Source organism: Phenylobacterium sp., from assembly GCF_030697925.1.
GTDB lineage: Bacteria > Pseudomonadota > Alphaproteobacteria > Caulobacterales > Caulobacteraceae > Phenylobacterium.
This window is the reverse complement of record NZ_JAUYOJ010000205.1, coordinates 1-26,593: the sequence shown is the minus strand read 5'-3', so window position 1 is coordinate 26,593 and position 26,593 is coordinate 1. Positions and strand designations below refer to the sequence as shown.

General features: G+C 67.8%; 22 protein-coding genes and 1 pseudogene. 8 read left to right on the top strand and 15 right to left on the bottom strand.

Features of this window, described 5'->3' with window-relative positions:
• Positions 1-29 precede the first annotated feature (29 nt).
• Positions 30-2,324, top strand: a complete 2,295-nt coding sequence (locus Q8Q88_RS20035; RefSeq protein WP_305676952.1) for a TonB-dependent receptor — start codon at positions 30-32, stop codon at positions 2,322-2,324.
• A 7-nt stretch (positions 2,325-2,331) separates the two neighbouring features.
• Positions 2,332-3,198 (top strand): alpha/beta fold hydrolase, encoded by an 867-nt coding sequence (locus tag Q8Q88_RS20030; protein WP_305676951.1) that lies wholly within the window; start codon positions 2,332-2,334, stop codon positions 3,196-3,198.
• A gap of 25 nt (positions 3,199-3,223) precedes the next feature.
• On the opposite strand, the gene Q8Q88_RS20025 is transcribed toward Q8Q88_RS20030, so the two are convergent.
• The 5 genes from Q8Q88_RS20025 to Q8Q88_RS20005 form a co-directional block, all read right to left on the bottom strand.
• Positions 3,224-3,874, bottom strand: a complete 651-nt coding sequence (locus Q8Q88_RS20025; protein WP_305676950.1) for a glutathione S-transferase family protein — start codon at positions 3,872-3,874, stop codon at positions 3,224-3,226.
• Positions 3,875-4,176: 302 nt separating this feature from the next.
• Positions 4,177-5,433, bottom strand: a complete 1,257-nt coding sequence (locus Q8Q88_RS20020) for an RNA polymerase sigma factor (protein WP_305676949.1) — start codon at positions 5,431-5,433, stop codon at positions 4,177-4,179.
• Positions 5,430-5,810, bottom strand: coding sequence for a YciI family protein (locus tag Q8Q88_RS20015; protein WP_305676948.1), 381 nt, complete (start codon positions 5,808-5,810; stop codon positions 5,430-5,432). The genes Q8Q88_RS20020 and Q8Q88_RS20015 overlap by 4 nt, the downstream gene beginning before the upstream one ends.
• 123 nt (positions 5,811-5,933) lie before the next feature.
• Complete coding sequence (locus Q8Q88_RS20010; RefSeq protein WP_305676947.1) at positions 5,934-8,798, bottom strand: TonB-dependent receptor domain-containing protein; 2,865 nt, start codon at positions 8,796-8,798, stop codon at positions 5,934-5,936.
• 253 nt (positions 8,799-9,051) lie between these two features.
• Positions 9,052-9,609 carry a porin family protein gene (locus tag Q8Q88_RS20005; protein ID WP_305676946.1) on the bottom strand — a complete coding sequence of 186 codons (558 nt, stop codon included), beginning with the start codon at positions 9,607-9,609 and terminating at the stop codon, positions 9,052-9,054.
• A gap of 225 nt (positions 9,610-9,834) precedes the next feature.
• On the opposite strand from Q8Q88_RS20005, the gene Q8Q88_RS20000 reads away from it, so the two are divergent.
• From Q8Q88_RS20000 to Q8Q88_RS19990, 3 genes are all read left to right on the top strand, one after another.
• On the top strand, positions 9,835-10,950 hold the full coding sequence (locus Q8Q88_RS20000; RefSeq protein WP_305676945.1) for a beta-ketoacyl-ACP synthase III: 1,116 nt from the start codon (positions 9,835-9,837) through the stop codon (positions 10,948-10,950).
• A 1-nt stretch (position 10,951) separates the two neighbouring features.
• Positions 10,952-11,491, top strand: coding sequence for a GNAT family N-acetyltransferase (locus tag Q8Q88_RS19995; RefSeq protein WP_305676944.1), 540 nt, complete (start codon positions 10,952-10,954; stop codon positions 11,489-11,491).
• A gap of 110 nt (positions 11,492-11,601) precedes the next feature.
• Complete coding sequence (locus Q8Q88_RS19990) at positions 11,602-12,222, top strand: PEPxxWA-CTERM sorting domain-containing protein (protein WP_305676943.1); 621 nt, start codon at positions 11,602-11,604, stop codon at positions 12,220-12,222.
• A gap of 270 nt (positions 12,223-12,492) precedes the next feature.
• On the opposite strand, the gene Q8Q88_RS19985 is transcribed toward Q8Q88_RS19990, so the two are convergent.
• Together Q8Q88_RS19985 and Q8Q88_RS19980 are read right to left on the bottom strand one after the other, a co-directional pair.
• The gene (locus tag Q8Q88_RS19985) at positions 12,493-13,686 is read right to left on the bottom strand and encodes a M48 family metallopeptidase (protein WP_305676942.1); all 1,194 of its coding nucleotides are present in this window, start codon (positions 13,684-13,686) and stop codon (positions 12,493-12,495) included.
• A 155-nt stretch (positions 13,687-13,841) separates the two neighbouring features.
• Positions 13,842-14,459 (bottom strand): cistern family PEP-CTERM protein, encoded by a 618-nt coding sequence (locus tag Q8Q88_RS19980; protein ID WP_305676941.1) that lies wholly within the window; start codon positions 14,457-14,459, stop codon positions 13,842-13,844.
• Between the two features lie 1,288 nt (positions 14,460-15,747).
• Here Q8Q88_RS19980 and Q8Q88_RS24835 point away from each other — a divergent pair.
• Positions 15,748-15,852, top strand: a pseudogene (locus tag Q8Q88_RS24835) (PEPxxWA-CTERM sorting domain-containing protein); the annotation flags it as partial.
• Positions 15,853-15,928: 76 nt separating this feature from the next.
• On the opposite strand, the gene Q8Q88_RS19970 reads toward Q8Q88_RS24835, so the two are convergent.
• The gene (locus Q8Q88_RS19970; protein ID WP_305676939.1) at positions 15,929-16,963 is read right to left on the bottom strand and encodes a mechanosensitive ion channel family protein; all 1,035 of its coding nucleotides are present in this window, start codon (positions 16,961-16,963) and stop codon (positions 15,929-15,931) included.
• 127 nt (positions 16,964-17,090) lie between these two features.
• Here Q8Q88_RS19970 and Q8Q88_RS19965 point away from each other — a divergent pair, with 127 nt between their 5' ends.
• Entirely contained in the window at positions 17,091-17,459 is a 369-nt protein-coding gene (locus Q8Q88_RS19965) for a RidA family protein (protein WP_305676938.1), read from the top strand.
• Between the two features lie 76 nt (positions 17,460-17,535).
• On the opposite strand, the gene Q8Q88_RS19960 is transcribed toward Q8Q88_RS19965, so the two are convergent.
• The 7 genes from Q8Q88_RS19960 to Q8Q88_RS19930 all read right to left on the bottom strand — a co-directional run bounded on the left by Q8Q88_RS19960 (position 17,536) and on the right by Q8Q88_RS19930 (position 26,117).
• On the bottom strand, positions 17,536-17,802 hold the full coding sequence (locus Q8Q88_RS19960; protein ID WP_305676937.1) for a hypothetical protein: 267 nt from the start codon (positions 17,800-17,802) through the stop codon (positions 17,536-17,538).
• Complete coding sequence (ppdK, locus tag Q8Q88_RS19955) at positions 17,799-20,495, bottom strand: pyruvate, phosphate dikinase (RefSeq protein ID WP_305676936.1); 2,697 nt, start codon at positions 20,493-20,495, stop codon at positions 17,799-17,801. Before ppdK ends, Q8Q88_RS19960 begins: the two co-directional genes overlap by 4 nt.
• 14 nt (positions 20,496-20,509) lie before the next feature.
• Positions 20,510-22,786, bottom strand: a complete 2,277-nt coding sequence (gene glyS, locus Q8Q88_RS19950) for a glycine--tRNA ligase subunit beta (RefSeq protein ID WP_305676935.1) — start codon at positions 22,784-22,786, stop codon at positions 20,510-20,512.
• A 243-nt stretch (positions 22,787-23,029) separates the two neighbouring features.
• Positions 23,030-23,542: a DUF2314 domain-containing protein gene (locus tag Q8Q88_RS19945; RefSeq protein ID WP_305676934.1), complete on the bottom strand. Its 513-nt coding sequence runs from the start codon at positions 23,540-23,542 to the stop codon at positions 23,030-23,032.
• Positions 23,539-24,441, bottom strand: a complete 903-nt coding sequence (locus tag Q8Q88_RS19940) for a glycine--tRNA ligase subunit alpha (protein ID WP_305676933.1) — start codon at positions 24,439-24,441, stop codon at positions 23,539-23,541. The genes Q8Q88_RS19945 and Q8Q88_RS19940 overlap by 4 nt, the downstream gene beginning before the upstream one ends.
• Positions 24,442-24,522: 81 nt before the next feature.
• Positions 24,523-24,876, bottom strand: a complete 354-nt coding sequence (locus Q8Q88_RS19935) for a hypothetical protein (protein ID WP_305676932.1) — start codon at positions 24,874-24,876, stop codon at positions 24,523-24,525.
• An 80-nt stretch (positions 24,877-24,956) separates the two neighbouring features.
• Complete coding sequence (locus tag Q8Q88_RS19930; RefSeq protein WP_305676931.1) at positions 24,957-26,117, bottom strand: fasciclin domain-containing protein; 1,161 nt, start codon at positions 26,115-26,117, stop codon at positions 24,957-24,959.
• Between the two features lie 391 nt (positions 26,118-26,508).
• On the opposite strand from Q8Q88_RS19930, the gene Q8Q88_RS19925 reads away from it, so the two are divergent.
• Positions 26,509-26,593: P-II family nitrogen regulator (locus Q8Q88_RS19925; RefSeq protein ID WP_305676974.1), on the top strand; the 85-nt coding region annotated here is incomplete at its 3' end.

Here is a 26,593-nt window from a genome sequence, read left to right as displayed (position 1 = left end):
ACCTCCGGGAAAATATGGGGGAAACGTCGGTGATCACGGACCTTGGCCTGAAGCGCATCCTGTGCGCTGGAACATCAATCATATGCCTGGGCGGAGCGGCGCCCGCCGTCGCCCAAACCGCCTCCACGGGCGACACGGCCGTGGTCGAGGAAGTGGTGGTGACCGCCCGCCGGCGGTCCGAGACCCTGATCGACGTGCCGATCTCGATGAGCGTCCAGACTGGAGAGCAGATGGAGGCGCGGGGCGCGCCGGACATCACCAGCCTGCAGCGGGTCACGCCGAACCTGACCTTGCAGGTCTCGCGCGGCACCAATTCCACCCTGACCGCCTTCATTCGGGGGGTGGGCCAGCAGGATCCGCTCTGGGGTTTCGAACCCGGCGTGGGCCTCTATGTGGACGATGTCTATGTCGCCCGGCCGCAGGGCGCGGTGCTGGACATCTTCGACGTCGAGCGCATCGAGGTGCTTCGGGGTCCGCAAGGGACGCTCTATGGCCGCAACACCATCGGCGGCGCGATCAAGTACGTCACCGCGCGCCTGGACAACACCGCGCCGCATCTTCGGGTGCGCGGAACGGCGGGGAGCTATGACCAGAGGGACCTGATCCTCTCCGGCTCGGTTCCGCTGGGCGAGCGCGCGACGGTGGGCGGGGCGTTCGCGCTCTACCGGCGCGACGGCTACGGCGAGAACGTCTTCACGGGGGCGGACACCTACAACAAGGACGTGCTCGCCGGCCGGATCAGCCTGGAGCTCCGCCCGACGGACAACCTCTTCGTACGGCTCAGCGCCGACCGGCTGGAAGACGATTCCAACACCAACCACGGCCACCGCGAACGCCCGATCCCGGCCGCGCTCGCCCCGCTGGTGACCCCCGTCCAGTGCCGCGTCGTGCTGGCCAGCAAGTACGACACCTGCGCGGGCCTCGGCGACGCCAATGAGGTCATCACCAAGGGCGCCTCGGCGCTCGTGGAGTGGTCACCGCAAGAGGCGCTCACCTTCAAGTCGATCACCGCCTACCGGAAGGGAGTGACCCACGGCACGGGGATCGACTTCGACAACACCCCGGCGCGGATCCTGGATGTGGCGGTGGCCAACACGATCTATCGCGACGACCAGTTCTCCCAGGAATTCCAACTGCTCTACGAAGGTCCGCGACTGCAGGGGGTGGCCGGGATCTACTATCTGGACGCCACGGCGAGCGGGCAGTTCGACACGATCCTGCAGGCCGCGAACCTGACGCAGGGCACGACCGGCAGGGTCGACACGCGCAGCATCGCAGTGTTCGGCGACCTCTCCTACGACCTGACCGATCGGCTTTCGCTGTCGCTGGGCGGGCGGTGGACCCGCGACGAGAAGGACGCCTCCGTCTTCAAGGCCAACTATCTGGGGATCGGCAGCCCGATCACCGGCCGGGTGGTGGCTCCCATCCAGACCCTGACCAACTATTCGGCCTCGGCGACCTTCGAGGAATTCACGCCGCGGGTCAGCCTGACCTACGAGCTGACGCCCGAGGTCAATGTCTACGCCGCCTATGGCCGGGGCTTCAAATCCGGCGGCTTCGACATGCGCGGCGACGCCACCGCCACCCCCTCCACGCGAAACGGATACGATCCGGAGATCGTCGACTCCTATGAGGCCGGCCTGAAGGGCGCGTTGCTGGATCGCCGGCTCACCCTCACCTCGGCGGTGTTCTACACCGACTATGCGGGCCAGCAGATCACCACCCAGCGGGTGAACCCGGCCGGCACCGGCGTGGTCAGCTTTGTCGACAATGTCGGCTCCTCCACCATCTGGGGCTGGGAGTTCGAGGGCCGCGCCCGGCTGAGCGAGCGGCTGAGCGCCAGCTTCGCCCTGGGCTACACCAAGGCCGAGTTCGACCAGTTCCTCAGCTTCGTGGCCAATCCCGCGCCGCCTCCGGTGTTCATCGAGACCGACGTGGCGGACTCGCGGCAGTTCCAGAACACGCCGAAATGGACGGGCAATCTGAGCCTGGCCTACGAGCATCCGCTGGGCGACGCCGGCGCCCTGCAGCTGTTGGGCTCGATGTCCTTCCGTTCGGACAGCTCGATGTTCGAGACCCCCTTCCCGCAGGTCGATCAGAAGGCCTACGAGCTCTATGACCTGAGCCTGGTCTTCACCTCGAACGATGAGCGCTGGCGGGTCGGGCTGCACGGCCGCAACCTCACGGACGAGCGTTACCGCACGGGGGCCTACACCTTCGCCTTCGACCCCGCGGCGCCGTCGACAATCATCTTCGGGGACTCGGTGATTGGCTTCTACGGTCCGCCGAGAACGATCTCGGTCGCCCTCGACTACCGGTTCTGAGGCGGTGATGGACGGAAACCCGCTGGCCTTTCGCTCAACGGATGGCCTGACCCTGGCGGCCCGGGATTTCCCGGGTCCGCCGGGCGCCGGGGTCGTGCTCTGCCTGCACGGTCTGACCCGCAACAGCCGCGACTTCACCGGCCTGGCCGCCGCCCTGCAGGCCGAGCACCGGGTCATCGCACCCGACCAGCGCGGCCGCGGCGCGTCGGCCTACGACCCGCAGCCGCTGAACTATAATCCGCTCGTCCAGGCGGGGGATGTCTGGACGCTGCTCGACCAGCAGCGCGTCGAGCGCTGCGTGGTCGTCGGCACCTCCATGGGCGCCCTGATGGCGATCCTGATGGCCAATGCGCGGCCGGACCGGATCGCCGGGCTGGTGCTCAACGACGCCGGCCCCGAGGTCGACCCCCGCGGCCTGGCGCGGATCGCGGGCTATGTCGGCAAGGGCGCGCCCGTCGCCAGCTGGGCCGAGGCGGCCGCGGCGCTCCAGGCGGCGCAAGGCGGCTCCTATCCCACCTATGGGCCGGCCGACTGGATGCGCATGGCCCAGGCCACCTATGTGGAGACGCCGGAGGGACGGTTGCGGCCGGACTACGATCCCGCCCTGGCCCAGGCCTTCGCGACCGACACGGGGGTGGCGCCGGACATGTGGCCGGCCTTCGAGGTGCTGCGCACGATCCCGGCCCTGATCGTGCGGGGCGCGCTTTCGGACATCCTGGCGGCGGACACGGCTTCGGAGGTGGCGCGACGGTTTCCGACCGCCGAGGTGGTGACGATCCCCGACCGAGGCCACGCGCCGGACCTCATGGAGCCCGCCGCGACAGCCGCCATCCGGGCGTTCCTGCGCCGCGGCGACATGTTGGCGCGGTGGTGATGGGCTAGATCGACCCGAGCCTCGATCAGCCGCCTGAGGCGGCGACGAAGACCGCATATTGAGCGTCGAAGGCCCGCCTGTAGGCGGGCCGCGCTTCGGCGCGGGCGATATAGGCGGCGAGGTTCGGATATTCCTCCACCAGACCCGAGCCGGCCAACCTCTGCATCACCGACACCATCATCAGGTCACCGGCGCTGAACGCGCCGTCGAGCCAGTCGGCGTCGCCCAGGCGGTTGGAAAGCTGGCCCAGCCGGTCACGGACGCGACCTTCGAGGACGGGCAGTCGCTCCTCGTACCAGCTCTTGTCGCGCTCTACGATCGTGGCCATGGAACGCTCGACGATCGGCGGCTCCACCGTGCTGAGCGCGGCGAACATCCATGTGACCGCGCGTGCGCGGGCGTTCGCATCGGCGGGCAGCAGGCCGGCATGGCGCTCGGCGATGTGGAACAGGATGGCGCCGGACTCGAACAGAACCAGATCGCCGTCCTCATAGGTCGGGATCTGCCCGAACGGGTGAAGGGCCAGGTGCGCGGGCTCCCTCATCTCGGCGAAGGTCACCAGCCGGACGTCGTAGGCCTGGCCGACCTCTTCGAGCGCCCAGCGAACGCGCATGTCCCGCGCCAGTCCCTTGCCGCGATCGGGCGAACTTTTGAAGGCGGTGATGGTGGGGTTCATAGTCTCTCTCCGGGCTCTTTGTATCCCGAGGACGAACGAGCGATCGGCTCCACGACACGCGCTCGAATTTTTCTCGCGGGCCTCTCATAGAGCCCAGGGTTATCGCATATGGCCAATGGTCGGAACGGCACGGCGGCCAGATGCTCCCCTCTTGGGGGAGCTCCCGGCCGAATGGCCGGGTGAGGGGGACTAGAATGGACTTTGGCGGCGGTTCGACCGGTCTCAGCAGGGGTTAAAGTCCCCCTCAGGCCCTTCGGGCCAGCTCCCCCAGAGGGGAGCATCTTCGGTGTCCGCATAGTGCCCTAGACCCGGTCCGCGCCCTCGGTGAGCTGGTCGAGATGGAGGCGGATGTGGGCGGCTTCGGCGGCGGTGTTGGCGAGTGAGATGGCCTGGTCGAAGGCGGTGCGAGCCTCGCCGTTGCGGCCGAGCTGCTTGAGCAGGGCGCCCTTCAGGCCGAAATAGTGGAAATAGCCCGCGAGCCGCGGGGCCAGGGGCTCGATCATCTCCAGGGCCGCTTCGGGCCCGGCCACCTTGGAGACCGCCACGGCGCGGTTGAGGGTGACCACCGGCGACGGGGTCAGGACCTCCAGGGTGGCGTAGAGCAGGTCGATCTGGGCCCAGTCGGTGTCTTCGGCCCTGGCGGCGCGGGCGTGCAGGGCGGCGATGGCGGCCTGGACCTGGTAGGGGCCCGGCGTGCGGTGGCGGATGGCCTTGTCGATCAGGGCCAGGCCCTCGGCGATATGGCGCGCGTTCCACAGGCTGCGATCCTGGTCGGCCAGCAGGATGGCCAAGCCCTCGGCGTCGAAGCGGGCGGCGACGCGGGCGTGCTGCAGCAGCATCAGCGCCGTCAGCCCCATGATCTCCGGATCGGAGGGGAACAGGCGCAGCAGCAGGCGGGCCAGGCGGATCGCCTCGTCGCAGAGCGGGGCGCGGCGCTCGGCCTCGTCGCCGCCGGCGGCCGAATAGCCCTCGTTGAAGACCAGGTAGATCATCGCCGCCACCGCCGTCAGGCGCGCGGCGCGCTCGTCGGGGGTCGGGTTCTCGAAGCCCCCCCCCGCCTTGGCGATGCGGCCCTTGGCGCGGGTGATCCGCTGCTCCATGGCGCTCTCGCCCACCAGGAAGGCGCGGGCGATCTGGCGGACCGACAGGCCCGAGACGATCCGCAGGGCCACGGCGATCTGCTGGGTGGCCGGCAGGTCGCGATGGCAGCAGATGAACAGCAGCCGCAGGATGTCGTCGCGATAGTGGGCGCCGTCCAGGCGCTCGGCCATGTCCGTCTCGGCGTCCTCAAGGTCGGAGATGGCCGCCTCGTCGGGCAGCTCGGTCTGCTTGTTGCGGCGGCGCGCGGCGTCGATGCCGGAATTGCGGCCCACCAGGATCAGCCAGGCGGCGGGATCGCGGGGCGGTCCGTTCTGGGGCCAGGACTTGAGCGCGCGCAGGCAGGCGTCCTGGAAGGCTTCCTCGGCGGTGTCCAGGTCGCGGAAATAGCGCAGCAGGGCCCCCACCGCCTGGGGCCGGGCGGAGGTCAGGGCCGCGTCGATCCAGCCGATATCGCTCATGGCAAGGGCGTCCGGGGCAGGTTCAGGCTCATGATGTCGACGGGCCGGATCTCATAGGCGCCCCCGCACGGATTGGCCGCGGCGAGCTCGATGGCGGTCTCGATGGCCTGTTCCAGGCCGTTGCAATCGACCAGGTAGAAGCCGAGCAGCTGTTCCTTGGTCTCGGCATAGGGTCCGTCCAGCACGACGGTCTTGCGGCTCTTGCGCAGGGTGGTGGCCGAGGTGGTGGGCAACAGGCGCGCGGTGGGGCCGAGCCGCCCTTCCCTCATGAGCTTGCCTTCGACGGCCGCCAGTCGCCCCATGACAAGCCTTTCCTCTTCCAGGGTCCAGGACCCGATGGCGTCCTCGCAACTGTAGCAAAGTATCGCGTAGCGCATCCGGCCGCCTTGTTTGCCTGAGGACGAACCAGGACGATGGGCCCCGACAGGGCGCCTCAAGAAAAGCGAGGCGGCGGAAGGGTCGCCCCCTCCGCCGCCCGTGCTCCCCACGAACGTCGTCGACTATTGGCGGTAGCTGAGCCGCATGTAGAAGAAGCGGCCCGGGGCGTCATACGCGTTGGGATCGTAGTTGTTCAGGCCGCAGCTGACGCAGCCTGGCGGGTCCTTCTCGAACAGGTTGTTGACCCCTGCGGCCAGGGTGACCCGCTCGTCGAGGAAGGCCGGCTCCCAGCGCACCTGGGCGTCGACATAGGTGCGGGCGCTGAGCTTGTTGGCCACGGTGGTCTCGTCGATCGAAGAGATGTGGCGCAGGGCCCCCGTCGCGCCCCATTCGCCGCGGTCCCAGTCCAGCATCAGGGTGGACTTGGTCTTGGGATAGGCCTGGTCGGGGCTGCCCTTTTCCGTGCCCTCGCGCTCGACCGGCGCCAGGCCGGTGGAGGTCGGGACGAACTCGGTGAACTCCAGCAGGAAGGTGGTGTACCACCGCAGGCCGAAGGTCCCGACGCTGGTCTCCGGCGAGGTGTAGTTGAGGTTCACGTCAACGGCGCGGGTCTTGATGCCGCCGATATTGATCAGCGGGTTGGAGATCGCGGCCACCTGGCCCGAGGCGGTGCGGGTGATGGTGGCGCAGGCCACCGCGTCGGCCGTCTGGGCGCAGCGGTCCAGCAGGCTCTGACCATTCTGGGCCTGGATGGCCTGGTCGAGCTCGATCTTGGAATAGACCACCTCGATCGAGCCGCCATTGGCCCAACTGGCGCCCTTCAGCGCGCTGGGCTCCCAGACGAAGCTGTAGTTCTCGCTCTCGCTGGTCTCCGGGGCCAGGTTGCGGTTGCCGCTGGTGATCACCGAGACCTGCGGATTGAGCTGCACATAGCTGCCGTTGGCCGGAACGCCGCGGGCGATGCAGTTGGCCTGCACCGTGGCGCTGGCGGCGGGCGGGCCGCCGGGCTGCAGGTTGAGCATGTCCGAACAGGGATCGACCACCTCCTGGTCGAACCGCGAGGCCGTGCCGAACAGCTCGCCGATGGCCGGGGCCCGGAAGCCCTCGCCCCAGGAAGCGCGCAGCAGCACGTCTTCGATCGGCTTCCAGGTCAGGCCCGCCTTGTAGGTGGCGTCCTTGCCGGAGGTCGAATAGTCGAACCAGCGGCCGGCCAGGGAGACGTCCAGTTTGTGGAATATGGGCATGTCCGCCAGCAGCGGCACGCGCACCTCGCCGTAGAACTCGTCGATGGTGATCGAGCCCCGGGCCGGCTGGGCCGGAATGTCGGAGGAGAGCCCGGCGACCACCAGGGGATCGGGCTGGAAGAAGCCCTCGGTCTCGCGGTGCTCGTACCCGGCGGCGAAGGCCAGGGGCCCGGCCGGCAGGTCGAACAAGTCGCCGGTCAGGTTGGCGCTGAAGTCGCGCAGTTCCTGCTGTGAGACGTCCTGCTGGGTGAAGGCGATGAAGTTCAGCATCGCCGGGGTGATGGTCCCCTCCCCGCCGAAGATGTTGAGCGGCACGCAGGAGCCGGTGCAGCCGGCGAGCGGGCCTAGCGCCTGCTGTACGCGCTGGGCGTTGACGTTGCCGGTGAAGGTCTGCTCGGCGCGATTGCGCGACCAGACATAGTTGGCGTCCCAGTACCAGGTCCTGGATCCCAGCGGGACCTCGCCAGCCAGGGTGGTGGTGATGTTCCAGGTGTTGACGGTCTGCTCGTAGTGGCGCGGCCCGTTCTCCACCAGGCGGCGGCCGATGAAGGCGTAGGTGCCGGGCTGCAGGGTGAATCCGAAGGGGTTGAAGGGGTTGGTGGCGTCCACCGCGACGGTGTCCAGCAGGTTGCCGTTGCCGGCGTCAGGGCCGACGAACAGCGGCAGGGGCGCGGCCTGGTTGGCGGACTTGCGTTCCACATAGCTGCCGCGCACCCGCAGGCGAAGGCTGTCGCTGAACTCCTGGGTCAGGTTTCCGAACAGGCTTAGGCGCTCGGACGGGGTGACGATGTAGTTGTAGGGCTGGAAGTTGAAACGATCGATGGTGGCGAAGGGCTTGTAGCTGCCGGCCGCCCCGGTGGGGTCGCCCGGGATGTAGGTCGGCCGAACCCCCGGCGACAGCGCCGCCTTCAGGGTCATGTCGAGATCCTGGCCGGTGTTCGGGTCGCTGATGATGAACCGGCCGAGCGGCGTGCCCGAGCTGCATCCGCCGTCCAGGCAGGAGGTGGCGAACGGGCTGGGGAACCGCGAGATGTCGCGGTCGGCGGCATAGACCGGGTCCTGCTTGAAATAGCCGCCGCCGACGACGACCCGCAGGTTGTCCTGATTGACGCCCCAGGAGACCGTGTAGTCCTGGCTGAAGCCGTCGCCGTCGCCATAGCCGCCGAAATTGGCCGTGGCCTGCAGGCCCTCCTGCCGATCCTTGGTGATGATGTTGACCACCCCGGCGATGGCGTCGGAGCCGTAGATCGGCGAGGCGCCTTCCTGCAGCACCTCGACCCGCCCGATCATGCCGGTGGGGATGGTGTTGAGGTCGACGGAGCCCGGCACGCCGGAGGCCGCCGCGCCGCTGACCCAGCGCAGGCCGTCGACCAGCACCAGGACCCGGCGCGAGCTGAGATAGCGAAGGTCGATCTCAGCCGACCCTGCGCCGACCCCGCCGCCGTCCGGCGGATTGCCGAAATTGCCGGAGTTGTTGAACTTGGAATTGAGGCCGCCGCCGGCCGAGGGAATGCGCTGCAGCACGTCGGCGGTGGAGGTGAGGCCGGTCTTGGCGATGGCGTCCTGGTCGATTTGGACGATCGGCTGGGCCTGGTCCAGCGGACTGGTCCGAATTCGTGAGCCGGTGACGACGATTTCCTCGACGGCCGTGCCCTGGTCCCTGGCCTGGGCTGTCGCCGCCTGCGGCGTTGCGGCCATAGCTGTGACGGCTAGAGAGGCCAAGCCTCCCGTTAGGCGCTTCATGATCACCTCCCCAGGTGCGAGGCGCAGTCCTAACGGCGAGCGCTAGTGAGAGCGCCTTCTTTGATTGATTTGGTAGTGCCGTAGTTACTCGCCGGAGGATGGGGGGCGCGTCGCAAAACTGTCAAGTTGTTCGACGGATACGGCCCGAGAGCGCATAAAATTGCACTCGCCTAGCGGTCTTGGGGAAGGTTTTGGTGAATCCGCAACCCAAGCGATCCCCTCTCCCGTCTTGGGAGAGGGGCGCTCCGGTATCTTAGAACTTGCGGACGTAGCCCACCGACCAGACGTCGGCGTCACCGCCACCGTCGGTGAAGTCGTAGCGGGTGTAGTCGGCGCGGACGCCGTTCTTGTCGTCCAGGAAGTACTGGCCGCCGACACCGTAGTTCCAGCTTTCGCCGTCAGCGGTGGCCGAACCGCCGGCCGGGCCGGCGACGGAGGCCTTGATCTTCGAGGTGCCGTAGCCGACGCGAGCGTAGAGGTCCGCGTTGGGGGCCACCGGGAGGAAGCCGACGCCGTAGATGGCGAAGGTGTGCTTCAGCTCGACGTCGACGGGCGAGGCGCCGATCGCCGGGATGTTGACCTCGTCGTCCTTGACGCCGAAGCCGGCTTCACCCTCGACGCCGAGGTATTGGCCGAAGCGGGCGCCGACCCGGCCGGTGATGGCGCCAAGCTTCGCGTCGTCGAGGTCGGCGTGGCTGTATCCGGCCGAACCGTAGAAGGTGGTCGTGCCGAGGTCTTGGGCCTGGGCCGCCATGGGGAGGGCGGCTGCGGCGATCGCGGCGAAGGCCGCTGCGGTTGCGAGAGACTTCATTTTACTACTCCGTACGTACTTACACTCAAGCTCCCCAGCCGTGTCGTCAGGTGGGATGCAAACGCGGCCGGAAAAGGCCGGTTCGCCGGTTTTGCCAAGACCATTTGCGGTTGTGACCTTATGGCCACAAGGCCGCTGACCTGGCGTGAAGGCGTGCTATCACTTGCCCGGGAAGCGCCCGCCGGCATACCGGCGACAAGGAGCGCGACGTCGGAGAAGACCATTTTGCATCACGCCGTAATCGCGGCCACCGGGCTATACACCCCGCCGCACAGCCTCTCGAACACCGAGTTGGTCGAGACTTTCAACGCCTATGTCGACCGATTCAACGCGGCCAACGCCGAGGCCATCGCCGCGGGCGAGACCCCGGCCCTGACCTATTCCTCGCCCGAATTCATCGAGAAGGCCTCGGGCATCAAGTCGCGGTTCGTGATCGACAAGTCCGGCCTGGTCGACCCCGACGTCATGCGCCCGGTGATCCCCGAGCGGCCGAACGACGAGATCTCGGTGCTGGCCGAGATCGCGGTGGCCGCGGCCCGCCAGGCCATCGCGCGCTGGGGCAAGGACCCCTCCCAGATCGACGCGGTCATCTGCGCGGCGTCCAACATGCAGCGGGCCTATCCGGCCATGGCCATCGAGGTGCAGCAGGCGCTGGGGATCGACGGCTTCGCCTTTGACATGAACGTGGCCTGCTCCTCGGCCACCTTCGGGATCAAGACGGCGGCCGACTTCGTGGCCTCCGGCTCGGCGCGCGCGGTGCTGATGGTCAATCCGGAGATCTGCTCGGGTCACCTGAACTTCCGCGACCGCGACAGCCACTTCATCTTCGGCGACGTGGCCACGGCGGTGATCGTGGAGCGGGCCGAGGACGCCACCGATGGCTGGGACATCCTGGGCACGCGCCTGAAGACGGTGTTCTCCAACAACATCCGCAACAATTTCGGCTTCCTCAACCGCGCGGCGCCCGAGGGGATCGGCGCGACCGACAAGCTGTTCGTGCAGGAGGGCCGCAAGGTGTTCCGCGAGGTGGTGCCGATGGTGGCCGAGATGATCGTCCAGCACGCCGCGGACCTGGGTGTCGACCCCAAGGGGCTGAAGCGCCTCTGGCTGCACCAGGCCAACATCAACATGAACGAGATGATCGGCAAACGCGTCCTGGGCCGGGAGCCGGCGCCGGGCGAGAACGTCATCATCCTGGACGAATACGCCAACACCTCTTCGGCCGGCTCGATCATCGCCTTCCACAAGGCCAGCGAGGACTTCGGGACGGGCGAGACCGGGCTGATCTGCTCGTTTGGGGCGGGCTATTCGGCGGGGACCGTTTTCGTGCGCAAGCGGTAGGATGGCGCCTGCCCTCGCCGTTCCAACGCTGCGGTCGCAACGCCTGATCCTCGAACCGCTGTCGGTCGCCCACTCGGCCGGCATGTTCGCCCTATGGTCGCGCCCCGAGGTCTGCGAATTTTCGGGCGGCGCGGGCGATATCGAGGGGCGCCCGATCCGCCTGCCGGCCCAGACGCCGGACGACAGCGACAAGATCATCGACTTCTTCGCCCACGAAGCGGCGCGCGGCGCGCGGTTCCGCTGGGCCATGCTGACCCGCGACGACCGCACTTTCGTCGGCGCGATCGGCTTCAACGCGCTCGGCGCCTGTTCGGAGCTCGCCTACCACCTGCGCCCGGACTATTGGGGCCGGGGCCTGATGACCGAGGCGGCGGTCGTCGCCGTGTCCTGGCTCGCGGCGCGCCCCGGCGCAGTGGAGGTCGAGGCCTTCGTCGAGCCGGCCAACCTCGCCTCCGTCCGGCTCGCCCTGCGCCTGGGCCTGAGCGCCACCGGCGAGACCGAGGACGGCGCCGATCGCTATGTCATGGCGTTGGGCGCCTAGCGCGTGGCGCGGTCACCGCGGCCCGACTCATTTCACCGCCCATGTCGGTTCGCCGCTTGACAGTCCGAAGCGTGCGTCGATGCTCCTCGGCTACCTAGGGGAGATCGACCATGCGTATCTTTTTCGCCGCCTGTTCAGCGGTCTGCGTCCTGGCCGGCGCCGGCTCGGCCCAGGCCTCGACGGTGATCTTCCAGCAAACGGGAACAGAAAGCTTCGTCAACATCTCGAACGCCCCCCTGCCCGGCCCGGGCAAGTACCGGTTCGAGGCGACGAGCGACGTGGCCGCCTTCTTCACCTTCACCGGCGGCTATGAGGAGCATTGGGACGTCTTCCTGGCGCCGCCGCCCAGGCCCCACAACGAGAACATCGAGGGCAACAGCAATCCGTTCGTCATCGACGAATACGCCAACGGCCTGACCGCGGCGTGGGAGTTCACCGTTCCGAAGACGGGCTTCACCTTCTTCGGCGCGCCCGCCCACTATGCGGACTTTGGGATCGCGCCGGGGACGCCGGTCTATCTGGAGGAGAAGTTCGAGAGCCCCTATTTCAGCCTCTTCGCGGAAGCCGCAACCCTCGACGGAACCCCCATCGACTACCGGTTTACGGTGACCCAGCTCACCGCCGTGCCCGAGCCCGGGACCTGGGCGATGATGATCGTCGGCTTCGGCGCGGCCGGCGTCATGCTGCGGTCCGCCCACCGCCGGGGAGCGCGGGCCTTCGCCCAAGCCTGAGCAGCCTTCTCTCCTCGCGGGAGAAGGTGGCCATTCGGAGAACAGCCGGATAAGGGGGCTCCCGGACCTTGCCGGTCAGATCGGCGAAGCCAGTCTAGACACGAAGACCGCAATGGGCGCGAAGGGAGCCGAACGCGATAGGCCGCGCCGCAGGCGCCCTTTGTGGTCTTTGCGTACTTCGTGTCCCGTTTCCTCGAATCTTCGCGGCTTGCGCCGTCTCCAGCCGGTCAGCGCAAGTCGCTGCCAGCAGGGCGCGGCTCACGACATCGCCTACCGAACCTGGTCGGTCGTCGCCTGGGCGGCTTTCCAGTCCATGGCCATGCGCACGCGATTGCCCACCGCCGGGTGATCGTAGAACAGGGTCTCCTCCAGCTTGGAGGGGGTGGCGGCGCGATACTCGATGGTCTTGACCAGGGCCTTGGCCAGGCCGTCCGGCTCGTTGACGTGCTCCAGGGAGTAACGGTCGGCATCGACCTCCGCCTGGCGGATGACCGTAACGAACAGCGGCGTGGAAAGCAGGCTCAGTCCCGCCAGGATGATCCCGATCACCGGGAATCCGGCGGGGTCGGAGAGGCCCTGGATCCCCTTGGCGCCGGTCAGCCGCAGAACCCGCGGGAACAGGCGGTCGACCAGGAAGAAACCGACCAGGGCCAGCAGGCCATAGGTCCCGGCGATCCAAAGGGCGTGCATGTGGACATAGTGGCCCATCTCGTGGCCGACCACGCCGCGCACCTCGGCGATGTCCGCGCCCTTATTGAACATCACGTCGCTCATGGCGATCCGCGCCGTGCCGAACATGCCCGAGACATTGGCCGTGTAACGGTTGGACTGCTTGGAGCCGTCATAGATGTAGATCTTGTCGGACGGCACGCCATTGGCCTTCGCCATCGCCACCACCGTGTCGCGGACCGGTCCGGGCGGGGCCTCCTGATAGTCGTTCAGCAGCGGCTGGATGAACACCGGGGCCAGCACCATAACGATCACGAAGAACACCGCCACCAGGCCGCCGCCCCAGGCCCACCAGGTCCTGGGCGCCCGGCGCATCAGGGCGTAGAGGCCGGCGACCAGCAGGACCACGAGCACGGTGGAGATCACCGCCATCAGCACGAATTCGGCCAGCCAGCCCACGAAGGCCTGGCTGGTGAGGCCATAGGCGGTCTCGCGCCACCAGTCGCCGTAGACACTCCAGGGCAGGCTGAGCAGGGTCTCGATCAGGGAGTCCGCAGCCACCACCGCGAAGACCGCGAGCCAGGGCCGGGCCTTGCGGCTCTCGACCTTCTCGCGGATGCGCACAAGGACGCCCGATTTCAGCACCAGCCAGGCCACCAGGATGGCGACCAGGGCGCCCCAGAGCAGCAGCCAGTGGCCGCCCTGGGTATAGGCCGTGGCCTTGGCGTGCGCCTCGGGCGGCAGCTGCGCCAGATAGGCCGCGGTGGCCGCGGCCGGATCGAAACTCTGGGCCATGCGCCCCTCCCCCAAACTACCCGCGCGGAGCAGGCCAGAGATGGCGCGGCTTGTCAGGTGAAAAGGCGGTTAGGTTCGCCACGCGGGAAGCTGAGCGCGAAAACGCCGCCGGTCTTGCGGCCGGCGGCGCTTCGTCTGGAGGTCGCTAGTTTGGATCAAGCCAAGGCATACTTGCGCCGCTGGCTGCGAAGCATCGTCCCGACCGCGCCGAAGCCGATGATCATCATCGCCCAGGTCGCCGGCTCGGGGATGACCCCGCCCGGCGGCACGCCAGTGCCCGAACCGCCGTTGATCCCGGGCGCATCGATCGACTGGTAGCGCACGAACAGGTTTTCGAGCGACAGGTCGGTCTGCGCCGAGGCGAAGGTCAGGGTGAAGGTGCCGAACAAGGTCTGACCGAGCAGCGCCCCGGCCCCGGCGCCGCCCGCGCAGTTCACCTGCGAGAAACAGGCCTCGCGGAAGCCGATCTGCGGCACGTTGCCGTCGGCGGTGAAGTTGTCATACACGCCCGTCGAGCTTCCGCCTGAGATGTCAGGGGTGACGTCAAAGCCGAAGACCGAAACGCGCGACGCCGTGACCGGCGCGCTGGACGTGTTCTCCACGGAATAGGCGAACGTCCAGTCATTGCCGGAAACCGACTGCAGCGTGTAGTCCACATGGGCGGTCAGGCCGGCGAGCACCGACCCGTTGACGATACCGATAAAGTCGGAGCCCTGGGTGACGCCAGTGTCGGCGCTGTTCCACGACAACACGACGGCCGCCGAGGCCGGCATGGCTACGAGGCAGGCGGCCCCAATGATCGCTGACGCTAGATACCTTTTCATCCGATAGCCCTCGCTTTGCGGGCCGACTGATCCCCCAACAGTTAGCCTGTGTCAGAAAAAGAAGTAACCAGCGCTACGCTGGCCGCTTTCACCCATCAGACACTGACCATATCTGGCGGCAAGTGAATTCCCGCGGCAGGTATTTGCCTTATTCGCACAAGTTGGTGAAGACTTAATACGCACAATCCAGGGTTCAACAGTCAAGCTTGAAGACCACGAAAGCGTGCTTGAAACTATAATTACTTATAATTGTAGCCGACTTCTTGCGGGCCGCTGTATCGACCTCTCCGCCTCCAACAGCGCCGAGCCCCGCACATAACCGCGCGCGCTGCGGGCGACATTCGAATTGCTTGGAATTGACCGCCGACAGATCATGACGATCAACAACGCGGCCGGCTGCTCGATAACGATTGCTGGAGATCGCAGACGTGTGTGGGGAATCTCGTCGCCCGCCGTTCACTAAAATTCCTTGAGGCGCCGCCTCTCCTGGTCGGCGGCGTCCTGTTGTCCGGACCCAGGGCTCGGAGAACGGGGCGGAAAACGCCGCTTCGCCGTTTAAGAGCGGCGAAAACTAATCTTCAAAATCCTAATTATTCATAACAGTCTTTTGAAATGACACGCATTTGGGGAATTTCGTTGCGTGCACTACCGGGTAAATTTTATATGAACCCAATGGGCGGATGCCGAATGGGCGGGGCGTGGGGACTCCCGGCTCGACAGGTCGTCTGGGGCACTTGAGATCTAGGGGTTAGTGACGATGAACTTTAAACTGACGATGGCGGCCGCGGTCGCGACTATGGCCTTCGGGCTGGCCGCGGCGGCTCCCGCCAGCGCCGCTACGATCGCGCTGGGAAGCGAGTGCAGCAACGGCGATATCGACCCGGTTGCCGACGACTGCAGCGGCTGGTGGACCGGCACGGACGGAAACTCCAATCTTCTGACCGGCACCGCCAGCGACATCGCGGACCAAATCGCCGCCCTGGCCGAGCTTGGCTTCGTCTGGGACGGTAACTGGGCCGCGGTCGACACGCTCACGACGAAGATCAGCCCCGAAGTCGACGGCTTCACCTACGACTTCGACACCCCGCTGAACGGCACGACCTATATCGGCATCCACAAGGGCGTCGGCGGCAGCTTCGACGGCACGGCCTTCTTCAAGCTGACCGCGAACAACCTGGACACCTTCAAGCTCAACCTGAACGGCGGCTCCTCGGCCGTGCTGTATCAGACCGGCGGCGTGGTTCCGGAACCGGCCACCTGGGCGATGATGATCATCGGCTTCGGCGCGGCGGGCACGATGCTCCGCAGCAACCGTCGCAAGATGGCGCTCGCCGCGATCTAGTCGCGCGAACCAAACAACATTGCGCCGCCGACCCCTGGTCGGCGGCGTTTTGCTGTCTGGAACCTGGCGCCGGTCGTCAGGGCTCCGGGCGCGGCCTGACCTGCAGCGGGTCGTCCTCATCCTGCTCGGCGCCGCGGACTAGATCCTCGGCGGCGTCGTTGACCGAGGCATGGACCTCCGGCAGGGCCTCGCCGGGGCCGTCGGCCTGCAGGCCCAGGGTGCGGCGGGCCGCCTCCCCCTGCTCGCCGAACAAGGCGCGGACGCGGAGTTCCTGCTGGGGCAGCGGGATTTCGAAGCCGCCGCCGCGCAGGGCGTCCTCGATGGCCCAGGTATAGGCCGCGTGGGCGGCGTTGGGGCGCTTCACCGCCTCGACGCTCGGCCACACCACCAGCTCGAAATTGAGGCCGCTCGGCCCAAAGCCGACCAGCCAGACCTGGGTCTTGCGCGCGCTCGTGTCCTTAAGGGTGAAGGGCACGTCGTGGGCGGCCTTCAGCACCGCGTCGCGAACCTTCTCCTTGTCGGTCCCGTAGGCGACGACGAAGGGGACATGCATCCGGCGGGTGCCGTTCTGGTGGGTCCAGTTGGTCACCGGCTGCTCGATGAGCCGCGAATTGGGGATCAGGACATCCAGGTCGTCATTGTTGCGGATGCGCGTGGCCCGCGGCCCGATCTCGGCCACCACCCCGCGCTCGCCGGTCTGCAGCTCGATATAGTCGCCGATACGCACTAGGCGGTCGAACAGCAGGACCAGGCCGGAGATCAATTCCTTGACCACCCCCTGCATGCCGAAGCCGAGGCCGACGCCGAGCGCGCCTGCGAATAGGGCGAAGGACGACAGGTCGAGGCCCAGCGTCGAGAAGGCGGCGATCACCCCGAACACCACCACCCCGTAGGCGGCCAGCTTCTCGAAGATGTAGATTGACGGCGCGGCCTCGGTCACCCGCCCGCGCACCCGCCGGAAGAAGGCAGAGACCAGGCGCGCGGCGAGCAGGGCCGCGATGACGATCACCACGGCGGCGGCCAGGCCGCCCACCGTGATCGCCGTCTTTCCCAGCCGCACCAGTTCGAAGCTGGTCAGCCGGTAGAAGTCCGCGGCCAAGTCCCCGCCCATCTGCCCTACCCCACGCCCAGTTGGGTCCGGATGGCCTGTTGGTCGAGACGGGGGCGCGGCTTATCGGTCATGGACATCTCTTCCTGGCTCGGGCTTCCTTGGTGGCCTCAACGGAGGATGTCGGCAAGTGAGAACCCGAGCGATCGACCCGACGGAGACCTCCTACGCCCAGGCTTTCGAGGTGGAGGGCGCCACGCGCTGGCTGTTCATCAGCGGCCAGGTCCCGGCCGATCGTGACGGCGGGGTGCCGCAGACCTTCGGCGACCAGTGCCGGCTGGCCTGGGCCAATGTGGAGCGCCAGTTGGCGGCGGGCGGGATGAGCCTCGACAACCTGGTCAAGGTCACGATCTTCCTGTCCGACCGGCTCTATCGCGACGAGAACATGCGCATCCGCCACGAGGTTCTGCAGGCGCGCACGCCCGCGCTCACCGTGATCATCACCGGCATCTATGACGAAGCCTGGCTGCTGGAGATCGAGGTCGTGGCGGCGGGTTAGGGTGGGTTCCCACCCCGTGTCATCCCGGTCTTGCTTCGCAAACCGGGATGACACCTGTGAGTGAGGCGCGGCCCGCCTAGAACCGCTTGGGTTCGCCGTCGTCGAGCACCGTCAGGCGCCGCACAGTCAGTTCGTCGATCTCGAGCTTCTTGATCCTGGCGCGGCCGATCCCGACCTTGCCGATGGCCAGGGTTCCGATGGCGATGGCGCCGACCGCCAGGGCGCCGAAGGCCATGGCCCCCAGCATCAGGCTGCCCATGGCGCCCAGGCCGATGGCCCCGGCCGAGGTGGCGCGGGGCGAGACCAGCACCCGCTCACGCGGGATGACGGTGACCCGGCTCATCTGTCCTTCTCCATCACCCCGACCGCCGCCTGGGCCGCCGCGAGGCGGGCGATCGGCACGCGGAAGGGCGAGCAGCTCACATAGTCCAGGCCGACCTTCTCGCAGAACTCGATGGAGGCCGGATCGCCGCCGTGTTCGCCGCAGATGCCGAGCTTGACGTCGGGCCGCGCGGCGCGGCCGCGCTCCACGGCGATGCGGATCAGGTCGCCGACGCCTTCCTGGTCGATGCTGACGAAGGGGTCCTTCTCGAAGATGCCCTTCTCCAGATAGGCGTTGAGGAACCGGCCGCTATCGTCGCGGCTGATGCCGAAGGTGGTCTGGGTCAGGTCGTTGGTGCCGAAGGAGAAGAACTCAGCGTTCTCGGCCAGGTCCCCGGCGCGGATGGCGGCGCGGGGCAGCTCGATCATGGTGCCGACCTGGTAGGCGACCTCGCGGCCGCGCTCCTTCATCACCGCCTGGGCGGTGCGGTCCGTGAGGATGCGGAGGAACTTCATCTCCTCGCCCTTCGCGACCAGGGGATGCATGATCTCCGGGATCGGGGCGGTCTTGCCGCTCTCGGCGATCTCGCAGGCGGCCTCGAAAATGGCCCGGACCTGCATCTCGTAGATCTCGGGATAGGAGACGCCCAGGCGGCAGCCGCGGTGGCCCAGCATGGGGTTGGTCTCGTGCAGCTCCTTGGCGCGGCGCATCAGCTTGACGGCGTCGATGCCGCTGGCCTTGGCCAGGCTCTCGAGGTCGGCCTCGGTGTGGGGCAGGAACTCGTGCAGCGGCGGGTCCAGCAACCGGATGGTGACCGGCAGGCCCTCCATGATGGTGAAGAGTTCGACGAAGTCGTTGCGCTGCATCGGCAGAATCTTAGCGAGCGCGACGCGGCGGCCTTTCTCGTCGTCGGCCAGGATCATCTCGCGCACGGCGGCGATGCGGTCCTCGTCGAAGAACATGTGCTCGGTGCGGCACAGGCCGATGCCCTCGGCGCCGAACTGGCGGGCGGTGCGGGCGTCCAGCGGGGTCTCGGCGTTGGCGCGGACCTTTAGGCGCCGGGCCTTGTCGGCCCAGACCATCAGGGTGGCGAAGTCGCCGGTGAGCTCGGGCTCGATCATCTGCACGGCGCCGGCCAGGATCTCGCCGCGCGAGCCGTCGACGGTGATGATCTCGCCGGCCTTGAAGGTGCGGCCACGGACGCGGAACTCGCCGGCCTTGCCGTCGATCTGCAGCTCGCCGGCGCCGGAGACGCAGGGACGCCCCATGCCGCGGGCGACCACGGCGGCGTGGCTGGTCATGCCGCCCCGGGCGGTGACGATGCCCTTGGCCGCGTGCATGCCGTGGATGTCCTCGGGCGAGGTCTCATCGCGAACCAGGATGACCGCCTCCCCCGCCGAGCCCAGGCGCTCGGCCTCGTCGGAGTTGAAGACGATCTTGCCGGTGGCCGCGCCGGGCGAGGCCGGCAGACCGGTGGTGATCACGTCACGCGGGCTGGCGGGGTCGATGGTCGGGTGCAGGAGCTGGTCGAGGCTGGCGGGCTCGACCCGCATGATCGCCTCTTCCTGGGTGATCAGGCCCTCGCTGGCGAGATCGACCGCAACCTTCAGCGCCGCCTTGGCCGTGCGCTTCCCGTTGCGGGTCTGGAGCATGTAGAGGCGCCCCTTCTCCACCGTGAACTCGATGTCCTGCATGTCGCGATAGTGCTGTTCCAGCTTCTCGACGACGGCCTTGAACTGGACGAAGACCTCAGGCAGCGCCTCTTCCATGGAGAGCGACTTCTCGCCCATCTCCTCGCGGGCGATCTTGGTGAGCGCCTGGGGCGTGCGGATGCCGGCGACCACGTCCTCGCCCTGGGCGTTGATCAGGAACTCGCCATAGAGGCGGGCCTCGCCGGTGGACGGGTTGCGCGTGAAGGCCACGCCCGTGGCGGAGCTGTCGCCCATATTGCCGAACACCATCGACTGGACGTTGACCGCCGTGCCCCAGCTCTCGGGGATGTCGTGCATGCGGCGGTAGAACTTGGCCCGGTCGTTCATCCAGCTGGCGAACACCGCGCCGACCGCGCCCCAGAGCTGGGCGTGCGGATCCTGCGGGAAGGGCTCGCCCCGCTCCTGCTCGACGGCGGCCTTGTAGTCGGCGACCACCTTCTCCCAGTCCTCGGCGGTGAGCGCGGTGTCGACGGTGACGTCGAGGCGCTCCTTATGCTCGTCGAGGATCTCCTCGAACATGTGGTGGTCCAGGTCGAGGACCACGTTGGAGTACATCTGGATGAAGCGGCGATAGCTATCGAAGGCGAAACGCTTGTCGCCCGACAGCTTGGCCAGGCCCGCGACGGTCTCGTCGTTGAGGCCGAGGTTCAGCACCGTGTCCATCATGCCCGGCATCGAGGCCCGGGCGCCCGAGCGCACCGAGACCAGCAGCGGGTTGGAAGGATCGCCGAACACCTTGCCGGTCAGCTTCTCGACCGTGGCTAGGCCCGTGGCGACCTGTTCCTTCAGGTCGGCGGGGTATTGGCGCTCACTGGCGTAATAGTGGACGCAGGCCTCGGTGGTGATGGTGAAGCCCGGCGGGACCGGCAGGCCCAGGGAGGACATCTCGGCGAGGTTCGCTCCCTTGCCCCCCAGCAGGTTCTTCATGGAGGCGTCGCCGTCGGCCCCGCCTCCGCCAAAGGAATAGACCCAGCGCGACTTGGTCAGCGTTTCGGTCGACATCCTTGTAGTCCTCCTTAGCCGTTGATTTGGCTGAAATCCGCGACCCGTCCCATCAGGTCTCGAACTTGAGCCAGAAGCCGCAAGCGGTTCTCGCGTTCCGCTGCTACCTCAGAATTCACTAATACACCCTCGAAGAAGGCGTCCACCGGTCCGCGCAGTCCCGAGAGGGCGCGCATGGCGGCGGAAAAGTCCTCGTCGTGCAACGCGCGGGCCACCTGGGGTTCGACCTGGTCGAGCGCCTTGATCAGAGCGCCCTCCTCGGCCGGCGCGGTGGCGACCGGGACGGCCGGACCCGCGGGCAGCGGACCCTTCTTCTCCTCGGCGCGCAGGATGTTGCCGGCCCGCTTGAAGCCGGCCAGCAGATTCGCGCCGTCCTCGGTCGTGAGGAAGGAATCCAGGGCCTGGACCTTGGCCACGATGCGCACCAGGTCGTCGTCGCCGAGCGCGAAGACCGCGTCCACCAGGTCATGGCGCTTGCCCTGGTCGCGCAGGACGACCTTCAGGCGGTCGGCCAGGAACTCCAGGACCTCGTCGGCCACCACCGGATAGGGTCGGAACTCGTAGGCCACCCCGCCCTCGGGCGGGTCGCCGGCCGGGGCCGAGCGGTCGAAGCGAATGTCGAAGTCCTCGGCTACGGCCACCACATAGGGCTTGCCCTCGAGCAGGGCGTCCTCGAACTCGTCGACATAGACCTCGAACACCCGTGAGGGCGAGCGGGCGAGCGCGCCCAGATAGCCGGTGGTGCGGCGGGTGGAGACGTAGAGGGCCCGCCCGGGATCCACGAAGCACTTCAGCGCGTGATACCAGTCGCCGACCAGCTGGCGGATCGGCGCGCGGACCTCGGACTGCAGCAGGATGCGGATCACGCCGAGCGCCGCGCGGCGCAGGGCGTAGGGGTCACGCGAGCCGGTGGGCTTCTCGTCGATGGCGAAGAAGGCCGTCAGCGTGTCGAGCTTCTCGGCCAGGGCCACGGCCATAGTCACCGGGGCAGCCGGGGCCTCGTCGGTGGCGCCGATCGGGCGGTAGTGATCGCGGATGGCGTCGGCGACGATGGCGCTGAGCTTCTCCTCGCGGGCGTAATAGGCGCCCATTAGGCCCTGCAGTTCGGGGAACTCGCCCACCATGGCGGTGGTGAGGTCCGACTTGCTGAGCCGCGCGGCCAGCACCGCCTTTGCGACGTCGGCGCCGACCCGGGGCGCGATGTCCCTGGCCAGCATCTCCAGCCGCTCGACCCGCTCGCCGAGCGTACCCAGCTTGGCGTGGAAGGTGACGCCGTTCAGCTTGGGCAGGCGCTCTTCCAGCCTGGTCTTGCGATCCTCGTCCCAGAAGAAGCGGGCGTCGTTGAGCCGGGCCGACAGCACCTTGCCGTTGCCGCGCGCGATCTCCTTGCCGCCGTCGGCCGCCTCGATATTGGCCACGGTCAGGAAGTGCGGCGCGAGCTTGTCCGACCGAGGGTCGCGCACGGCGAAGTACTTCTGGTGGGTGCGCATGGAGGTGCGGATCACCTCCGGCGGCAGGTCCAGGAAGGCGGGATCCATATCGCCCAGGATCGAGGTCGGCCATTCGGCCAGGCCCGCCACCTCGGCCAGCAGGCCCTCGTCCTCGACCAGCTCCAGATTGCGCGCGAAGCAGAGCGTGCGCGCCCCGTCCATGATGCGGTCCTTGCGCTCCTCGGGGTCGAGGATGACGAAGTGGGCCGCCAGCTTGTCGCGGTAGCTGTCGAAGTCCTTCACCTTGAAGGGCTTGCCCGAGCCCATGAACCGGTGGCCCTCGGTGACGTCGCCGCTGGCGATCCCGTCGATGGCGAAGGCAACCACCTCGCCGTCGAACAGGCAGACGATCCGCTTCAGGGGCCGCACCCAGCGCAGGGTCCCGCGGCCCCAGGTCATCGACTTGGGCCAGGGGAAGTTGCGCACGATCTTGTCGACCATCTCGGCGACGATCTCGGGGGTAGGCCGGCCGGCGCGATGAATATGGGCGAACCACAGGCCGTCCTTCTCCACCAGCTGGTCGCGAGCGATCCCGGCCTTGCGCAAGAAGCCCTCGATGGCCTGATCGGGGGAGCCGACGCGGGGGCCCTTCAGATCCTCGTGGCGGTCGCCCTGAGCGGCGGGCAGGCCCTCGGCCACCAGGGTCAGGCGGCGGGGGCCGGCGAAGGTCTTCAGGCCCTCGGGCAGCAAGCCCTCGGCGGCCAGATGCTCCCGGGCCATGCGTTCGAAATCGCGCGCGGCCTGGACCTGCATGCGAGCGGGAATCTCTTCCGAGAACAGTTCGATCAGCAGCTGGGGCATATCAGGCTCTCTTCTCCAGAAGCTGGAGAAGGTGGGGCTTAGCGTCCTTCTCCCCTTGCGGGAGAAGGTGGCCTCGCGGAGCGAGGTCGGATGAGGGGTCTCCCAGACCTCTCCGGAAAGTCATCGCCGGGCGCGCGTCGAGGGGAGCGCAACCCCTCACCCGACCCCTCTTCGAGCGGCCACCCTCTCCCGCAAGGGGAGAGGGATACAGGGTGCGAACTTGATTGACCGGAAGCTGGGGCATCAGTTGGCTCCGGCCTCAAGCGGCTGGGCCGACAGAAGCGCAAGGGCCTCAGCCCGCTCGTCTGCCGGCATGCGATCAAGCAGCGCGCGCATCGTGTATGCGCCGTACAGTTTTTCGCCCTTCACGTAGCTCCAATCCGAGATTGTCTCAGGATCGATACGAACCACCGCGCCGAATTTGAGGTCGGGCAAATTGACCGGGTCGTTGGCGATGGTTCCGACGATCTCTTCGCTCGACCGGCTCACGAGATCTGTCCAGATGTGCTCGACGGCTCCGTTCGGCGTCGGAAGGCCGATCTTCAAACGGAACTCGCCGACGCCCGCGGGCGCGCCCTCAACCTTCGACCAGAAGATTGGCAGCGTCTTACGAGCTTCGACCTCTGGGGTGGTGGCCGCCGGGTCGCCTGTCGAAACGACGACAAAGTTCTCGCGCTGACAGGCCGTGAGGAGCGGCATGGCCGAAATCGCCACCACCACCCCAGCGACCGCGCCGGTAAGACGATGAAGGCTCACGCGTTGCCCCCCTCGTTGGCCACCCAGGCTTCGGCGCACATCTTCGTCAGGTCGCGGATGCGGCCGATATAGCTCTGGCGCTCGGCCACGGCGATCGCGCCGCGGGCGTCCATCAGGTTGAACAGGTGGCTGGCCTTGAGCACGTGGTCATAGGCGGGCAGCACGGTGCGCTGGCCCTGGGGGCCCCTGCCCTCCAGCAGCCGCGGCACCTGGGCCTCCATGTCCTCGAACTGACGCTTCAGGGTCTCGACGTCATAGAGATGGAAGTTGGCTTCCGACTGCTGGCGCTCGTTCTCCAGGAACACGTCGCCATAGGTCATCGGCTCGGGGCCGTCCGGATCGTTGAACGCCAGCTGGGTGAAGTGGTCGACGTTCTGGATGTACATGGCCAGGCGCTCCAGGCCGTAGGTCAGCTCCCCGGCCACCGGCCAGACGTCCAGGCCGCCGACCTGTTGGAAGTAGGTATACTGGGTGACTTCCATCCCGTCGCACCAGACCTCCCAGCCCAGGCCCCAGGCCCCGACCGTGGGGTTCTCCCAGTCGTCCTCGACAAAGCGGATGTCGTGCAGGCGCGTGTCGAGGCCGATGGCCTCCAGGCTTCCCAGATAGAGCTCCTGCAGGTTGTCCGGGTTCGGCTTCAGGATCACCTGGTACTGGTAGTAGTGCTGCAAGCGGTTGGGGTTCTCGCCATAGCGGCCGTCGCCGGGCCGCCGCGAGGGCTGGACATAGGCCGCCCGCCACGGCTTGGGGCCGAGCGCGCGCAGCACCGTGGCCGGGTGCAGGGTGCCGGCCCCCACCTCAACGTCGTGCGGCTGCAGAATCACGCAGCCCTGACGGCTCCAATAATCATGCAGTTTCAGGATAAGTCCCTGAAACGAAAGCGGCTTTTGGGCGGGCATCGAATGGACTTCGCAGGCGCAAAAAAAGTCGGCGGACCATAGGGCCCGCCGACCGCCGCCACAAGGCTTTGAAGTGTCTCTCTAGTTGCCGCGCGCGGCCGTGCGCCTGCCGGCCCGGGAGAGCGGCTGGCCGTACTTGGCGCGGTTCTCCGGGGTGTCGGCGATCGGGCCGTTGGTGACCAGAGTGGTGGTGACCGTGGCCGAGGCGTCGATGGCCGCGGCCGTGGCCGGGGTGGCGGCAGCCTCGGACGTCTTGGTTCCCGGATCGATCATGGTCCCGGCCGGGGGATTGACGGCGGTGTCCGGCGTGGCCGGCGCCATGGCGTCGGCCGAGGTCGGGGGGTTGGCCGGCTCGGCCGGCGGCGTCTGGGCCTGGGCCGCGCCAGCGAAGAGCGCCGTCGCGGCGGCCGCGGTGAGCAAGGTCTTGAGATACATGGTCTTCACTCCTGAGTCCTGAATGAAGCCCGGTTCCCCGTACTCCGGGCCGCCCGACGAATTAGCGCGCCGAGTCCGGCTTAGTTCCCCTTCGCCTTGCTACGCTTGCCCGCGTTGGAGAGCGGCTTGTACTTGGCGCGGTTCTCCGGGGTGTCGGCCACCGGCTGCATGGTGGCGGTGGACGTGGTCGCGGTGACCGCGGCCGAAGCATCGGCGCCGGGCGTCGCGGCCGGCGCGGTCATGGCGTCGGTGGCCGGAGGCGTCGTCGCATCGCTGGTCGGAGGGACCGCCTCGGGGGTCGGCGCCGGTTCGGCGGCGGGCGGAGGCGTCTGCTCCTGGACCGCGGCGTCGGCGCCGGACTTGTCGGCGGCGGGCGGTGGTGTGGCGGACTCGTCCTTCACCGCGGCCTTCGTGTCCTCCACGGGCTCCTTGGGCGGAACCGGCGATGGCGCCATCTCCTTGGTTTCCTGCGTCAGGCATTGGACGACCGAACCGTCGAGCGCGGCGACCTTGTCTTTCGGCGGCGTGGTCTTGGGCATGGGCGAGGTCGATCTGGCCTCGGCCGCGGGCGGGGTCGCGGGCTTTTCCGGGGAGGCCGGCGCGGTGGTCGAGGCCGCGGCGCCGCTGGCGACCGCCGAGGCCGCGCCCGGCATCAGCACCTTGTCCACCACATGGAGGATGCCGTTGCTGGCGGCGATGTCGGCCTGGACGATGGTGGCGTCGTTGACCATTGGCTTTTCGCCGCCGGAAAGCTCGACGGACGGGCCGGCCACGGTGGCGGCCTTACGGGTCGAGCCCTTGAAGTCGGCCGAGGTCACCGGCGCGTTGACGATGTGATAGATCATCAGCTTCTGCAGCTGGGCCTTGTTCTCGGGCAGCATCAGCTTTTCCAGCTCGCCGGCCGGCAGGGCCGCGAAGGCCGCGTCGGTCGGCGCGAACACCGTCAGGTTCTTGTTGGTCTTCAAGAGGCCCGTGAGATTGGTCGCCTCGGCCGCCTTCAGGAAGGTGGTGAACTGCCCCGACGCCTTGGCCGTGTCGACGATGTCGCCGGCCGGCGTGACCTTGGCCGCGACCGCGGCGCCCGGCGCGGCCGCGGCAGGCGCTGGAGCGGCCGCGGCAGGCGCTGGAGCGGCGGTGGCGGCCGGCGCCTTGGTCGCCGGGGTGGCGGGAGTCTGGGCCTGGGCTGCGCCGGCGAGCAGGGCCGCGACCGCTGCGGTGGTCAGGAATCGGGTCAGATGCATCTGGGTCCTCTGGGGGGGTGGAGAGATCAAGCCCTGGCCAGGGGAAGCCCGGCCTTCGCGGCTCACTACGCGCGGCGGGCCCAGGAGTTTCCCCCATCACGGCTTCGTGAGACCGCGCCCCGGAACCGCCCACATTCCGTCCGTCCCCGGTCGCAAACGCCTCCGCTGGAGGCGGTAATCGCCTCAATTTGAGGCAAACCCGCCAGTCGGCGCCTGAAAAACAGGCGGGAAAGGCCTTTTCCTTGACCAGAGGTTACCAAGCGCCCTCGCCGCCCCTCGCGATCGATAGCGTCGCCTTGCTGTCGGAGGGGGAGTGCAAGCCGCGTTTCGCCGACGGCGCGGGAAAACAACCCACTGGCGCGTCTCGGCTTGGGCCGCGCGGGAGCAGGCGATGAAATTGATCATAGCGATCGTCAAACCCTTCAAGCTGGACGACGTGCGCGAAGCGCTCGTCGGCGCCGGCATCGAGGGGCTGA